Raw genomic sequence first — 13,149 nt, 5'->3', positions numbered from 1 at the left:
CCCGGTTTCAGCTGAGCTTGCTGTGCAGCTTCTTGTCGTTGGTGCCGTCGTTGAGGGTCAGCGCGCACGTGACGGTGTTGCGGCCCTGCAGCTGGTAGGTGATCAGCTGCGGGAACAGCACGTAGGAGTAGTAGTCCCCGCCGGCCGGCGCGTGCTTGTTCGCGTCGGCCTCGCACAGCGAGAACGCCTTCTTCTCGATCTGGTCCTCGGTGGTGAAGGTGCCCGACAGCGTCTTGTTGGCGATCGACTGGGCGTCGTGGGCCGAGGTGCATGACACGGTCTGGACCGTGGTGATGGTGTGCGTCATGGAGGGCGCGTTGAAGCACTTGCCGGGTTCCACGACGACGTACGGCATCTCCTCGCTGTCCGAGGCGGTCGGCTCCGGCTCGTCGCTGCTCGACGGGAGGTCGGTGGGCAGGTCGAGGCTGGGGAAGTCGGTGGGCAGCGTGAAGGTGGGCGTCGGCATGGTCGGCATGGTGGGCGGTGCGCTCACCGTGGAGCCGGGGGTGTCCTTGGCGCTGGGCTTGTCGCTGCCGCCGCCGCTGGACGCGGCGATGACGCCGACGATCGCGCCGACGACGGCGACCGCGCCGACCGCGATCCACACGTTGCGCTTGGTGTGGTTGGGCGGCGGGGGCGGCGGCGGGAAACCGCCGGGGTAGCCGCCGCCGGGGTAGCCGTAGCCGCCGCCGGGCGGCACGGGCGGTCCGGGGGGACCTGACGGGCCGTAGCCGCCTCCTTGCGGATATCCGTATCCGTCGGCGGGCGGTGGCGGCGGACCGAATCCGTCATTGGGCGGAGGCGGCGGCCCGAAGCCCTGCGGCGGCCCGAAACCACCGCCCTGTTCGGGTGGCGGCGGACCGTTGTGCGGAGGCGGAGGAAAACCCATGGTGGAAGGATGCCCCATACGGGTGACGTCGGCGGGTAACAACCCTGCGACAGGTGGGTGACGGCTCAATGTGCTTACCCCTTTGCCGGTTATTGACGAATTTCCTCAGCCGGACGGCGCATCGCCGAGCCCGTCCCGGTCCCTTCCGCGGCGGCCGGTGCCCAGTACGTGGACACCGCGTTTCCGCCGGTGGGGCGTCCGGCGGCATGATGGGACGCATGTCCGCGACCTCGCTCGACCCCGCCATCGCCGCCCGGCTCAAGCGCACCCCCGACGGCCTCGTGCCCGCCGTCGCCCAGCAGTACGACACCGGTGAGGTGCTGATGCTGGGGTGGATGGACGACGAGGCGCTGCACCGCACCCTGACCACGGGCCGCTGCACGTACTGGAGCCGCAGCCGCGGCGAGTACTGGGTCAAGGGCGACACCTCGGGGCACGTGCAGCACGTGAAGTCGGTCGCGCTGGACTGCGACGGCGACACCGTGCTGGTGAAGGTCGACCAGGTCGGCCCGGCCTGCCACACCGGTGACCGCACGTGCTTCGATTCCGGCCTCCTGCTGCCCGCGCCGGGCCAGTAATGTCTGCGGCCATGGACCTCGATACCTTCCGCAAGCTGGCGGTCGACCGCCGCGTCATCCCGGTCAGCCGCAGGCTCCTCGCGGACGGCGACACGCCGGTCGGGCTCTACCGCAAGCTCGCCGCTGAGCGGGTCGGCACCTTCCTGCTGGAATCGGCCGACACCAGCTCCAACAGCGGTGCGGGCGGCGGCTCCTGGTCGCGCTACTCCTTCGTCGGCGTCCGCTCCTCCGCCGCGCTGACCGCGGTCGACGGGCAGGCGCACTGGCTGGGCACCCCGCCGGTCGGCGTGCCGGTGGACGGCGACCCGCTGGCCGCGCTGCGCGCCACCGTCGAGGCGCTGCACACCCCGCGCGACCTGACCGCGGGCATGCCGCCCTTCACCGGCGGCATGGTCGGCTACCTCGGCTACGACATCGTGCGGCGCCTGGAGCGCATCGGCGACAGCACGTACGACTCGCTGCGGCTGCCGGAACTGACGATGCTGCTGACCTCCGACCTGGCGGTGCTCGACCACTGGGACGGCACCGTGCTGCTGATCGCCAACGCGATCAACCACAACGACGAGGACACCGGCGTCGACGAGGCCTACGCCGACGCGGTCGCCCGGCTGGACGCGATGGAGGCGGACCTGGGCAGGGCGGTGCCGCAGCGGCCGGTCGCGCTGCCGGAGTCGATCGACTTCGGCGTCACGTGGGGCTGGGGCGGCGAGGAGTTCATGGCCGCGGTCGAGGACATCAAGGAGCGCATCCACGCCGGCGAGGCCTTCCAGGTGGTGGCCTCGCAGCGGCTGGAGACCGAGTGCACCGCCAGCGCGCTGGACGTCTACCGGGTGCTGCGCACGACGAACCCGTCGCCGTACATGTACCTGCTGCGCTTCGACGGCTTCGACGTCGTCGGGTCGAGCCCCGAGGCGCTGGTCAAGGTCGCGGACGGCCGGGCGATGCTGCACCCGATCGCGGGCACCAGGCCGCGCGGGGCGACCCCGCAGGCCGACGCCGCGCTCGCCGAGGAGCTGCTCGCCGACCCCAAGGAGCGCGCCGAGCACCTGATGCTGGTCGACCTGGGGCGCAACGACCTGGGCCGGGTGTGCGAGCCGGGCAGCGTCGAGGTCGTCGACTTCATGTCGGTGGAGCGCTACTCGCACGTGATGCACATCGTCTCGACCGTCACGGGGCAGGTCGCCGCGGGGCGGACCGCCTTCGACGTGCTCACCGCGTGCTTCCCGGCCGGCACCCTGTCGGGTGCGCCCAAGCCGCGTGCCATGCAGATCATCGAGGAGCTGGAGCCGACCAGGCGCGGTGTCTACGGCGGTTGCATCGGCTACCTGGACTTCGCCGGCGACTCCGACACGGCCATCGCCATCCGCACCGCGGTGCTGCGCGACGGCGTCGCCTACGTCCAGGCCGGTGCGGGCGTCGTCGCGGACTCCGACCCGGCGGCGGAGGACCAGGAGTGCCGCAACAAGGCGGCGGCGGTGCTGCGGGCGGTCGCGACCGCCAACGTCATGAACGGCTGAGCCTCCCACCCGGCATGCGGGGGCGGGGCGGCCGCCACGCCCGCCCCGCCCCCGCCCCGCGTGTCAGCCGGTGAAGGCCGCCACGCCGTCAGGGGTGCCCAGGCCCGTCGGGCCGTCGTAACCGGTGGCGCCGGTGCACAGGTACGAGCCCGCGCACTCCCCGTTGGTGCCGCTCACCACGTCGTCGAGCGCGTCGGTGTGCGCGTAGGGGAAGGACGCCGGGTAGGAGCCCTCCGAGGGTGTCCCGGCGAGCGCGTACAGCGAGGCGATGATCGGCGCCGAGGCGCTGGTGCCGCCGAAGACCTCCCAGCCGCGGTCGTTGCCGTAGGTGTCGTAGACCGCGACACCGGTGGCCGGGTCGGCGACCGCGGACACGTCGGCGACGGTACGTCCCGCGCACTCGGTGTCCTGCTGCCAGGCGGGCTTGGGGTCGTAGGCCGAGCAGCCGGAGCCCGCACCGCCCCACACCGTGTCCGTCCAGCCGCGTGCGCTGCCGTCCTGGTGCAGCGAGGTGCCGCCGACCGCGGTGACGTACCGCGAGCCCGCCGGGTACTCCACGCCGTAGCCCGCGTCGCCCGAGCTGACGGTGATGGCGACGCCGGGGTGGTCGAAGTACTGGCTGTCGTACGAGGTGTCGGCGCCGGACTCGCCGCCGCCGTAGCTGTTGGACACGTACCTGGCGCCCAGCGAGACGGCGGTGTTGACGGACTCGCCGAGGTCGGTCATCGCGGAGGTGTCCGCCTCGACCAGCAGGATGTGGCATGCCGGGCAGACCGCGCTGACCATGTCGAGGTCGAGGGATATCTCCTCGGCCCAGCCGGGGTCGGGCGCGGGCAGCGCGGAGCCGCCGGTCTGGCCGACCTTGCGGAAGCAGCCGTTGCCGGTGGTGCACGCGGGCAGTCCGTACTGCTCGCGGTAGACGGCCAGGTCCGCCTCCGCGTCGGGGTTGTCGTAGGCGTCGACGATCGCCACGGTGGCGTCCGAGCCGCCGGTCTGCGGTACGGCGTAGGCGCTGCCCAGCTCGGACGGTCCGTAACCCGACGGGATGGCCGCCGGGTGCGCGGAACGCGCCGAGGGTGCGAGGGAGTCGGTGCCGCTGGTGACCTTGAGCGCCTTGCAGGCCATCATGTCGGGCGCGGTGCTGACCGCGCAGGAGCGTGCGGTGGTCAGCCGGTGCGCGGGTGCCTGCTGCGGCTGCGCGCCGGCGGTGGGGGAGAGGGCGACCAGCCCGGTCGCGGCGAGTCCAGCTGCCGCGACGAGGGCCGGCCACATATGGCTGACCGCACGCCGGGTGCGGTGGGGGGTGTGCAAGTGCTGCCTCCTGTGGGGGGAGTGTGTGGTGCGTGGTGCCACTGCGGCCGTTGGTGAGCAGTGGGATGGCGGCGAACGTATGGTGACCGGCGCACGTCAACAAGGCGGGTTGCGCTGCGGGCCGGAAGCTGTACCGCTGCTTTGCCCTGCCATTGGCGGGAGTTGGGGTCTTTTTGACCTGCTCATGACCGGCCGGGAGGTGTGGAATCGGCATGCCCCGTTCCGTCCGCTCCGCCTGACTACCGGCGGGTACGCACCGGCTCCGGCCCCCCGGTCGAGGCCCTGCGGCAGCGGCAGGGGATAGTGGACAGGTGACCTCCGTGCCGCAGCAGCCCCACCCCGCACCGGCCCCCGCCCCCGAGCAGGACGCCGCCCCCTCCGCCGCGCCCCGCCGCCGCGGCGTCAGGACGCTGGCCGCGGCACTGCCCGCAGGGGCGGCGGGAGCGAGCCTGGTGCTGGTCGCCGCGGGCAAGACCTGGTCCCGCGGATTCGCCGCCTTCGGCGGCACCCGGCTGCCGGTGCACGCCTCAGGCACCGACACCACCGCGCTGCCCGGCGCACTCGCCCTGGTCGGACTCGCCTCGCTCGTCGCGGTCTTCGCCGTCCGCAGGGCCGGCCGCTACACGGTGGCCGCACTCCTCGCGCTCAGCGGGCTCGGCGTCGTCGTCATGGCGCTGCTCAGGCGCGGCGACCACGCGGCGATCGACACCGCGGCCGGCACCGCCGTCGGCCTCGCCCACGCCACCGCGGAGCACACCACCAGCACCGGCTGGCCGCTGGTCTCCGCCGCGGGCGGCGCACTGCTGCTGCTCGCCGGGTTGCTCGCGCTGCGCTACGGGCAGACCTGGCCCGCGATGTCCAGCCGCTACGACCGGCCCGGCGCCCGCCGCCCGGTCCGCGCAAGGGCCGCGGCCTCAGCGGCCGCCGCCGGCCGCCCCGCCCCCGTCGACCCGGACCGCGCCGAGGACCTGTGGAAGGCCCTCGACCGGGGCGAGGACCCCACACAGGCGTAGCGCCCGTCCGCTGTGACGGAGCAGACGCCCCGGCACGCCCACCCCCATGCGTGGTCGGCCGCCGATACGCGCAACAATGGGGGACGACGTGGAAGGCGGCAGTCGCCTCCCACCGGGAGCATCAGGGAGTATTCATGGCGGCCCACTACGACCACGGACACACCCCGGCCGCGTGGACCGGTGTGATCATCTCCTTCGTCGGCTTCTGCGCCGGCGGCGTCTTCATGGTCGCCGCGCAGCCCGTCCCGTTCTGGGGCAGCATGGCCGTGGTCCTGCTCGGCCCGCTGGTCGGCGGGATCATGAAGATGATGGGCATGGGCCGCAAGGAGCAGACCCACGTGAGCACCCCGGCCGTCCGCGCCGAGGAGCCGCAGCAGGAAGCCGCCGCGCACGCCTGACCCGCCCGCACCACCACTTGGCGCAGCGTCCCGCTGCGCCTTCGTGCGTCCGGGGGCAGAATCGTCGCCGTGACCACCTACCGGGCCGCCGCGGCACCCGCAGGGCTGCGCGCCGCGGCCGTACCGCTCGGCGTGCTCGGCGCCGTCGCCGCCGGGTTCTGCTACGTGGCGGCCGTCGACCCCGGGCAGCCCGGCCACTACCCCGCCTGCCCGCTGCTCTACTACACCGGCCTCTACTGCCCCGGCTGCGGTGGCCTGCGCGGCGCCCACGCCCTCGCCCACGGCCACCTCGGCACCGCGATCGGCTGCAACGCCGCCGCCGTCGCCGGATACGCCGTCTTCGCCGTCGTGTGGACGCTGTGGTTCACCCGCGCCCTGCGCGGCCGGCGCTTCGACCCCGCCCTGCCGCCGCGCGCCCTCTACGCCCTGTGCGGGCTATTGCTGGCCTTCACCGTGATCAGGAACCTGCCTTTCGGGGCCGCGCTCGCACCCTGACGCATCCACTGGGCGGGGCAAGTTTGTCCAGGTGGTGGGACCGTCGATCACCGGATGCGGGCTGCCGGGTCGCCGCCCGATACCATCGCAGTGCCGGCGGTTTCCGCCACCGGCCCGATCATGACGCTGCACGGCCGGCCGGAAGGGGAGCTCTCGCGTGAGTGTGCTCGACGAGATCATCGACGGAGTCCGCGCAGACCTCGCCGAACGGCAGGCACGGGTCTCCCTCGACGACCTCAAGGAGCGCGCCGCCAAGGCGCGGGAAGCCAAGGACGGCGTCGCCGCGCTGCGCGGCGAAGCGGTCAAGGTCATCTGCGAGGTCAAGCGGTCCAGCCCCTCCAAGGGCGCGCTCGCCGCGATCGCCGACCCCGCGGGCCTGGCCGCCGACTACGAGGCCGGCGGGGCCGCCGTCATCAGCGTCCTCACCGAGCAGCGGCGCTTCGGCGGCTCGCTCGCCGACCTCGAAGCGGTACGCGCCAAGGTCGACATCCCGGTGCTCCGCAAGGACTTCATCGTCACCGCCTACCAGCTGTGGGAGGCCCGCGCCTATGGCGCCGACCTCGCGCTGCTGATCGTCTCCGCCCTCGACCAGCCCGCACTGGTCTCGCTCATCGAGCGGGCCGAGTCGATCGGGCTCACCCCGATCGTCGAGGTCCACGACGAGGAGGAGGTCGGCAGGGCGGTGGACGCCGGCGCGCGCATCATCGGCGTGAACGCGCGCGACCTGAAGACCCTGGAGGTCGACCGGGGGAACTTCGGGCGCATCGCGCCCGAGATCCCGGACCACATCGTGAAGATCGCCGAATCCGGGGTCCGCGGACCCCACGACCTCATCGCCTACGCCAACGACGGCGCCGACGCCGTGCTCGTCGGTGAGTCCCTCGTCACGGGCCGCGACCCCCGCACTGCCGTCGCCGACCTGGTCGCCGCCGGAGCCCACCCGGCCCTCCGCCCGGGCCGGGAATAGCCCCTCCGGGGCGGGCACGTTCAAACGTCCCCCTCCGGGGTAGGGCGCCCTTTTTCGCGCCCCGACGCGCCGACCGCCCCCCTCCGCCCGACGGCGCCCGTCCCCCGGCTGCGCTGGGGGTCCCTATTCGCCTGGCGGCGAGCTTCCGTCGGCTGCGGTGGCTGGGGGTGCCCCTTCGCCTGGCGCGAGCTTCCGCGGCCTGTGGTGGCTGGCGGTGCCCCTGCGTCGGGCGGTGCTTCTCAGGGGCGCGGGGAACTGCGCGCTCAGCCGTCCACCGGCGGGTGGTCCGGCACGGACCGAACAGCCCCTTCGGGTCGGTGACGACCCGCGCCCCGGTGGGGGGCCTCTTCGCCTGGCGGCGAGCTTCCGCCGGCTGCGGTGGCTGGGGCGCCCTTGCGCAGGGCGGTGAGCGTTTTCAGGGGCGCGGGGAACTGCGCGCCCGGCCCTCCCCCAGGGCTTTGCCTGGGGGTGCCCCCATCTCGCTTCGCTCGCGGCCGGTGGTCCGGCACGGACCGAGCAGCCCCTTTCGGACGGTGACGACCCGCGCGCCCGGTGGGGGCTGGGCGCGCAGTTCCCCGCGCCCCTGTGTGCTCGGCCCCGCCGAAGAGGCGCCCCTGGTGGTTGACCCCCTTGCGCAAGGGGAAGGCGGTTGCGGGGCGCCCGGGGAGGCAAGACTGGGGCACCCGGGGAGGTAGAGTGCGGGGCGTGTCATTGGAAGCGCGACTCGCACCCGGGTGCCGCCCCCGCGGCTGCCGCGCCCCTGCACGCCGAGTGCTGGGACGCCGCGTGCGGTACGTGATCGGCTGCGAGCCCGGCCAGGTGAACGGCAGGCGATGGCGCCGCGGCTGAGCCGCGAGCCAGAGTCCGCGTACGGCCGTACCCCCCCCGCGGGAGCGGGATCGGTCGGCCGTCCACACCATGACCAGGGGACACCCATGCCAGAAAAACCCGACTTCTTCCTCCCCGACCCGGAGGGTCTGACTCCCAGTGCCGAGGGCTACTTCGGCGCGTTCGGCGGAAAGTTCATTCCGGAGGCGCTGGTCGCCGCCGTGGACGAGGTCGCCGCCGAGTACGAGAAGGCGAAGGCCGACCCGGCCTTCGCGGCCGAGCTGAACGAGCTGATGGCCAACTACACGGGCCGCCCGAGCGCCCTGACCGAGGTGCCGCGGTTCGCCGCGGAGGCCGGCGGCGCCAGGGTCTTCCTCAAGCGCGAGGACCTGAACCACACCGGCTCGCACAAGATCAACAACGTGCTGGGCCAGGCGCTGCTGACCCGCCGGATGGGCAAGACGCGGGTCATCGCCGAGACCGGCGCGGGCCAGCACGGGGTGGCCACGGCCACGGCGTGCGCCCTGTTCGGCCTGGAGTGCACGATCTACATGGGCGAGGTCGACACCGAGCGGCAGGCCCTGAACGTCGCGCGGATGCGCATCCTGGGCGCCGAGGTCGTCTCGGTGACCTCGGGCAGCCGCACCCTGAAGGACGCGATCAACGAGGCCTTCCGCGACTGGGTCGCGAACGTCGACCGCACGCACTACCTGTTCGGCACCGTCGCGGGACCGCACCCCTTCCCTGCGCTGGTGCGCGACTTCCACCGGGTGATCGGCGTCGAGGCCAGGCGGCAGCTGCTGGAGCGCACCGGGCGGCTGCCGGACGCCGCGGTGGCCTGTGTCGGCGGCGGCTCCAACGCCATGGGCCTCTTCCACGCCTTCCTGCCGGACGCGGGCGTCCGGCTGGTCGGCTGCGAGCCGGCCGGCCACGGCGTGGAGACCGGCGAGCACGCGGCGACCCTGACCGCGGGCGACCCGGGCATCCTGCACGGCTCCCGCAGTTACGTCCTGCAGGACGAGGAGGGCCAGATCACCGAGCCGTACTCGATCTCCGCCGGTCTCGACTACCCCGGTGTCGGCCCCGAGCACGCCTACCTCAAGGACACCGGGCGGGCCGAGTACCGGGCCGTCACCGACGACGCGGCCATGCAGGCGCTGCGGCTGCTGTCGCGTACCGAGGGCATCATCCCCGCCATCGAGAGCGCCCACGCGCTGGCCGGCGCGCTGGAGCTGGGCCGCGAGCTGGGTCCCGAGGCGCTGCTGCTGGTGAACCTGTCGGGGCGCGGCGACAAGGACATGGACACCGCGGCCCGCTACTTCGGGCTGTACGACGGCGAGGGGGCGGACAAGTGAGCGGGACCATCGAACTTCTGCAAGAGGCTCTCGCAGGCGCGAAGGCCGAGAACCGCGCCGCGCTGATCGCCTACCTCCCGGCCGGCTTCCCGACCGTCGACGGCGGCATCGAGGCGGTCAAGGCCGCCTTCGACGGCGGCGCCGACGTCGTCGAGGTCGGGCTGCCGCACAGCGACCCGGTCCTGGACGGCCCGGTCATCCAGACCGCCGACGACATCGCCCTCAAGAACGGTGTCAAGATCGCCGACGTGCTGCGCACCGTCCGCGAGGCGCACGCGGCGACCGGCAAGCCGACGCTGGTCATGACGTACTGGAACCCGGTCGACCGCTACGGCGCCGAGCGCTTCGCCGCCGAGCTGGCCGCGGCGGGCGGCGCCGGCTGCATCCTGCCCGACCTGCCGGTCGAGGAGTCCGAAGGGTGGCGGAAGGCGGCCGAGCAGCACGGCCTGGCCACCGTCTTCGTCGTCGCCCCGTCCAGCAGGGACGAGCGGCTGGCCAAGATCACCGCGGCCGGCTCCGGCTTCGTCTACGCGGCCTCGCTGATGGGCGTCACCGGCACCCGGGCCAGCGTCGGCGAGCAGGCGGGCGAGCTGGTGCGCCGCACCCGGGCCACCACGGACCTGCCGGTGTGCGTGGGGCTCGGCGTCTCCAACGCCGAGCAGGCCGCCGAGGTCGCCGCCTTCGCCGACGGCGTCATCGTCGGCTCGGCCTTCGTCCAGCGCATCCTGGACGCCGGCGGCGACGAGGCCGCAGGTCTCGCGGCGGTCCGCGCGCTGGCCGCCGAACTGGCCGAGGGCGTACGCAAGCGGGTCTGACGATCACCCGTGGGAGCGGGTTTTGTCACTCCCCCGGGCGAAAAACGGTGGGGGGTGGCGCTCAGCGCCGCCCCCCGCCGTTGCGCTGTGCGTGAGTGAACGCAACCGTGACGGAAAGCGCAGCGCCCGCGAGGCCCTGCAGGAACAGCGCGCCAGGGAAGCGGCCCGGGCCAGGCGCAAGCGGACGCTGGTGGTGGCGGGCGGTGTGGTGGCCGTGCTCGGCATCGCCGCGGTGATCGGCGTGGTGGTCTCCGACCAGAACGACAACAGCACCGACAGCGCCACCGGCCTGCCGGCGGCGGCCCCCAGCGGCGCCGTCGGCAAGGACAGTCTGGTGATCCCGGTGGGCGCGCCCGACGCGCCCTCGACGCTCACCATCTACGAGGACTTCCGCTGCCCGGCCTGCGACGCCTTCGAGAAGCAGTTCACGCCCACCATCCACTCGCTGGAGGACAGCGGGCAGATCAGGACCGAGTACCACCTGGTCACGCTGATCGACGGCAATCTCGGCGGCAGCGGCTCGCTGAACGCGGCGAACGCCGCCGCGTGCGCCCAGGACGCCGGGAAATTCCGCGCCTACCACGACGTCCTCTACGACAACCAGCCCGACGAGCAGGACGACAAATTCGCCGACAAGAACACCCTGCTCACCCTCGCCGAGAAGGTCCCGGGCCTGAAGACGCCGACTTTCACCGCATGTGTGAACAACGGCACGCACAACACGTGGGTGAAGAAGTCCAACACCGCCTTCGGCAATTCCGGCTTCGACGCCACGCCCACGATCCTGCTGAACGGCAAGAGCATCTACGGGCAGAATCCCGCGCTCACCCCGGACAGCCTGAAGCAGATGGTCAGCGCCGCGAACAAGGGCAAGCAGCCCGCGAAGGTCACCGCGACCCCGTCGTGACCGTGCCCGGGAGCCCGCCAGGGTACGGCACCGGGAACCCGGCCGTTATCCAGACGTAGCCGGGCGGGCTGCCGTGTACCCGTCCGGCACGGTAGCGTCGGACATTGCCATGGAACTCGCATTCATCCCCAGCCCCGCGCACGGCGTCGTCCACCTCGGACCGATCCCGCTGCGCGGCTACGCGTTCTGCATCATCATCGGCGTCTTCGTTGCCGTCTGGTACGGCAACAAGCGCTGGATCGCCCGCGGCGGCAAGGCCGGCACGGTCGCCGACATCGGCGTGTGGGCGGTTCCGTTCGGCCTGATCGGCGGTCGGCTCTACCACGTCATCACCGACTACGAGCTGTACTTCACCGATGGCAAGGACTGGGTCGACGCCTTCAAGGTGTGGCAGGGCGGGCTCGGCATCTGGGGTGCCATCGCCTTCGGCGCGCTGGGCGCCTGGATCGGCTGCCGCCGCCGCGGTATCGCGCTGCCGGCCTACGCCGACGCCATCGCGCCGGGCATCGCCTTCGCGCAGGCCATCGGGCGCTGGGGGAACTGGTTCAACCAGGAGCTGTACGGCGGGCCGACCACCCTGCCGTGGGGTCTGAAGATCGACGCGGCGCACCGCCCGGACAACACCCCCGACCTGGTCACCTACCACCCGACCTTCCTGTACGAGTCGCTGTGGTGCATCGGTGTGGCGCTGCTGGTGATCTGGGCCGACCGGCGCTTCAAGCTCGGGCACGGGCGGGCCTTCGCGCTGTACGTGGCCGCCTACACGGTGGGCAGGGCCTGGATCGAGCACATGCGGGTCGACTACGCGCACCGCATCCTGGGCATGCGTCTCAACGACTGGACGGCGATCGTGGTCTTCGTCGCAGCCGTCGCCTACCTGGTGCTCTCCGCGAAGCTGCGGCCCGGGCGCGAGGAGACCGTCGAGCCGGTCGCCGCGACCGCGGAAGGACCCGCCGACGGGGCCGCCGAGGAGCCTGAGCAGGCCGCGGACCAGGCGGAAACCGACGCCGAGCCTGCCGTCGACTTCGAGAAGAAGCCGGAAGCCGACGCGGCCGAGGACGTCGCTCAGAAGTCGGTCCAGAGCTAGTTTTCGCAGGTCAGGTCAGCCTTTCCTTGCTGGCGGGCGCCCCGCGTCCCCGGGTACGGTCGAACTCGTTTCCGGGATGGTGCGGCCGCACGGCCGCGCGGGGGAGGGGTGGACCGTATGACGAGCGCCGCAGTCGAGAAGGCCGCAGCAGCGCCGTACCACGTCCCCCACCACGTGCACCGGGACGTGAGCGGCGGATGGCTGCGGCCTGCCGTGTTCGGGGCGATGGACGGCCTGGTGTCCAACCTGGCGCTGATGACCGGGGTGGCCGGCGGCGATGTGAGTTCCCGCACCATCGTGGTCACCGGGCTCGCGGGCCTGGCCGCCGGCGCCTTCTCGATGGCGGCCGGCGAGTACACCTCGGTGGCCTCGCAGCGCGAGCTGGTGCAGGCCGAGCTGGACATCGAACGGATCGAGCTGGACCGGCACCCCGAGGACGAGCTGCGCGAGCTGGCCGCGCTGTACGTCTCCCGCGGGGTCGAGCCGAAGCTGGCGCACGAGGTGGCCAGGCAGCTGTCCGCCGACCCCGAGCAGGCGCTGGAGATCCACGCCCGCGAGGAGCTGGGCGTCGACCCCACCGACCTGCCCTCGCCGCTGGTGGCGGCCGGCTCGTCCTTCGTGTCCTTCGCGCTGGGCGCGCTGCTGCCGGTGCTGCCGTATCTGCTGGGCGCCGACGTGCTGTGGCCCGCGGTGCTGCTGGCGCTGTTCGGGCTGTTCGGCTGCGGGGCCGCCGTGGCGCGGGTCACCGCGAGGTCCTGGTGGTACAGCGGACTGCGGCAGCTGCTCTTGGGCGCGGCGGCCGGCGGGGTTACCTTCGTACTGGGAGCGCTCATCGGCACCGCCGTCGGCTGAGCCCGCGCCCACCGGGAAGCAGTCGGCCACAAGCCCCGTGTTTCCCTGCCGTTTCAGCCGCCACCGCACGGGGCATCACTCGGTAACGCACCGGCGCAGCCACCAGGCCACGCGCCGGAATCGTCGGTCAACCCCCG

General features: G+C 72.9%; 14 protein-coding genes. 12 read left to right on the top strand and 2 right to left on the bottom strand.

The window, feature by feature from the left end; translation table 11 throughout:
• Positions 1-7: 7 nt before the first annotated feature.
• Positions 8-700 carry a hypothetical protein gene (locus JT723_RS10230; RefSeq protein WP_205044206.1) on the bottom strand — a complete coding sequence of 231 codons (693 nt, stop codon included), beginning with the start codon at positions 698-700 and terminating at the stop codon, positions 8-10.
• A 398-nt stretch (positions 701-1,098) separates the two neighbouring features.
• Between JT723_RS10230 and hisI the strand changes: the two genes are divergently transcribed.
• Complete coding sequence (hisI, locus tag JT723_RS10225) at positions 1,099-1,467, top strand: phosphoribosyl-AMP cyclohydrolase (protein ID WP_372441268.1); 369 nt, start codon at positions 1,099-1,101, stop codon at positions 1,465-1,467.
• A gap of 11 nt (positions 1,468-1,478) precedes the next feature.
• A complete protein-coding gene (locus JT723_RS10220) occupies positions 1,479-2,984 on the top strand; it encodes an anthranilate synthase component I (protein WP_205044204.1) in 1,506 nt (501 codons plus the stop codon).
• A gap of 63 nt (positions 2,985-3,047) precedes the next feature.
• Here JT723_RS10220 and JT723_RS10215 read toward each other — a convergent pair whose 3' ends face one another.
• Positions 3,048-4,256 carry a S53 family peptidase gene (locus JT723_RS10215; RefSeq protein ID WP_205044351.1) on the bottom strand — a complete coding sequence of 403 codons (1,209 nt, stop codon included), beginning with the start codon at positions 4,254-4,256 and terminating at the stop codon, positions 3,048-3,050.
• A gap of 350 nt (positions 4,257-4,606) precedes the next feature.
• On the opposite strand from JT723_RS10215, the gene JT723_RS10210 reads away from it, so the two are divergent.
• The 10 genes from JT723_RS10210 (at position 4,607) to JT723_RS10170 (ending at position 13,012) form a co-directional block, all read left to right on the top strand.
• Positions 4,607-5,308 (top strand): TIGR02234 family membrane protein, encoded by a 702-nt coding sequence (locus JT723_RS10210; protein ID WP_205044203.1) that lies wholly within the window; start codon positions 4,607-4,609, stop codon positions 5,306-5,308.
• Positions 5,309-5,442: 134 nt separating this feature from the next.
• Entirely contained in the window at positions 5,443-5,706 is a 264-nt protein-coding gene (locus JT723_RS10205; RefSeq protein WP_205044202.1) for an HGxxPAAW family protein, read from the top strand.
• A 69-nt stretch (positions 5,707-5,775) separates the two neighbouring features.
• On the top strand, positions 5,776-6,201 hold the full coding sequence (locus tag JT723_RS10200; protein ID WP_205044201.1) for a DUF2752 domain-containing protein: 426 nt from the start codon (positions 5,776-5,778) through the stop codon (positions 6,199-6,201).
• Positions 6,202-6,358: 157 nt separating this feature from the next.
• The gene (gene trpC, locus JT723_RS10195) at positions 6,359-7,168 is read left to right on the top strand and encodes an indole-3-glycerol phosphate synthase TrpC (protein WP_205044200.1); all 810 of its coding nucleotides are present in this window, start codon (positions 6,359-6,361) and stop codon (positions 7,166-7,168) included.
• A gap of 552 nt (positions 7,169-7,720) precedes the next feature.
• The gene (gene trpM, locus JT723_RS36400; protein WP_372441264.1) at positions 7,721-8,017 is read left to right on the top strand and encodes a tryptophan biosynthesis modulator TrpM; all 297 of its coding nucleotides are present in this window, start codon (positions 7,721-7,723) and stop codon (positions 8,015-8,017) included.
• Between the two features lie 86 nt (positions 8,018-8,103).
• Positions 8,104-9,351 (top strand): tryptophan synthase subunit beta, encoded by a 1,248-nt coding sequence (trpB, locus tag JT723_RS10190; protein WP_205044199.1) that lies wholly within the window; start codon positions 8,104-8,106, stop codon positions 9,349-9,351.
• Positions 9,348-10,166, top strand: a complete 819-nt coding sequence (gene trpA, locus JT723_RS10185) for a tryptophan synthase subunit alpha (protein ID WP_205044198.1) — start codon at positions 9,348-9,350, stop codon at positions 10,164-10,166. Before trpB ends, trpA begins: the two co-directional genes overlap by 4 nt.
• A gap of 91 nt (positions 10,167-10,257) precedes the next feature.
• Complete coding sequence (locus tag JT723_RS10180; protein ID WP_205044197.1) at positions 10,258-11,073, top strand: DsbA family protein; 816 nt, start codon at positions 10,258-10,260, stop codon at positions 11,071-11,073.
• 109 nt (positions 11,074-11,182) lie between these two features.
• Positions 11,183-12,160, top strand: coding sequence for a prolipoprotein diacylglyceryl transferase (lgt, locus tag JT723_RS10175; RefSeq protein WP_205044196.1), 978 nt, complete (start codon positions 11,183-11,185; stop codon positions 12,158-12,160).
• Positions 12,161-12,277: 117 nt separating this feature from the next.
• The gene (locus JT723_RS10170) at positions 12,278-13,012 is read left to right on the top strand and encodes a VIT1/CCC1 transporter family protein (protein ID WP_205044195.1); all 735 of its coding nucleotides are present in this window, start codon (positions 12,278-12,280) and stop codon (positions 13,010-13,012) included.
• Positions 13,013-13,149: the final 137 nt, after the last annotated feature.

The organism is Actinacidiphila bryophytorum, from assembly GCF_016916835.1.
Classification (GTDB): Bacteria; Actinomycetota; Actinomycetes; order Streptomycetales; family Streptomycetaceae; genus Actinacidiphila; species Actinacidiphila bryophytorum.
Note: the sequence above shows the minus strand (reverse complement) of the source record. Positions and strands in the feature narration are given on the sequence as shown.

Excerpts from the sequence above, each read along its gene's own strand:
- hisI (WP_372441268.1), top strand. The coding sequence starts at position 1,099 with ATGGGACGCATGTCCGCGACCTCGCTCGACCCCGCCATCGCCGCCCGG.
- JT723_RS10220 (WP_205044204.1), top strand. The coding sequence starts at position 1,479 with ATGGACCTCGATACCTTCCGCAAGCTGGCGGTCGACCGCCGCGTCATC.
- JT723_RS10215 (WP_205044351.1), bottom strand. The coding sequence starts at position 4,256 with ATGTGGCCGGCCCTCGTCGCGGCAGCTGGACTCGCCGCGACCGGGCTG.
- JT723_RS10205 (WP_205044202.1), top strand. The coding sequence starts at position 5,443 with ATGGCGGCCCACTACGACCACGGACACACCCCGGCCGCGTGGACCGGT.
- trpB (WP_205044199.1), top strand. The coding sequence starts at position 8,104 with ATGCCAGAAAAACCCGACTTCTTCCTCCCCGACCCGGAGGGTCTGACT.
- lgt (WP_205044196.1), top strand. The coding sequence starts at position 11,183 with ATGGAACTCGCATTCATCCCCAGCCCCGCGCACGGCGTCGTCCACCTC.
- JT723_RS10170 (WP_205044195.1), top strand. The coding sequence starts at position 12,278 with ATGACGAGCGCCGCAGTCGAGAAGGCCGCAGCAGCGCCGTACCACGTC.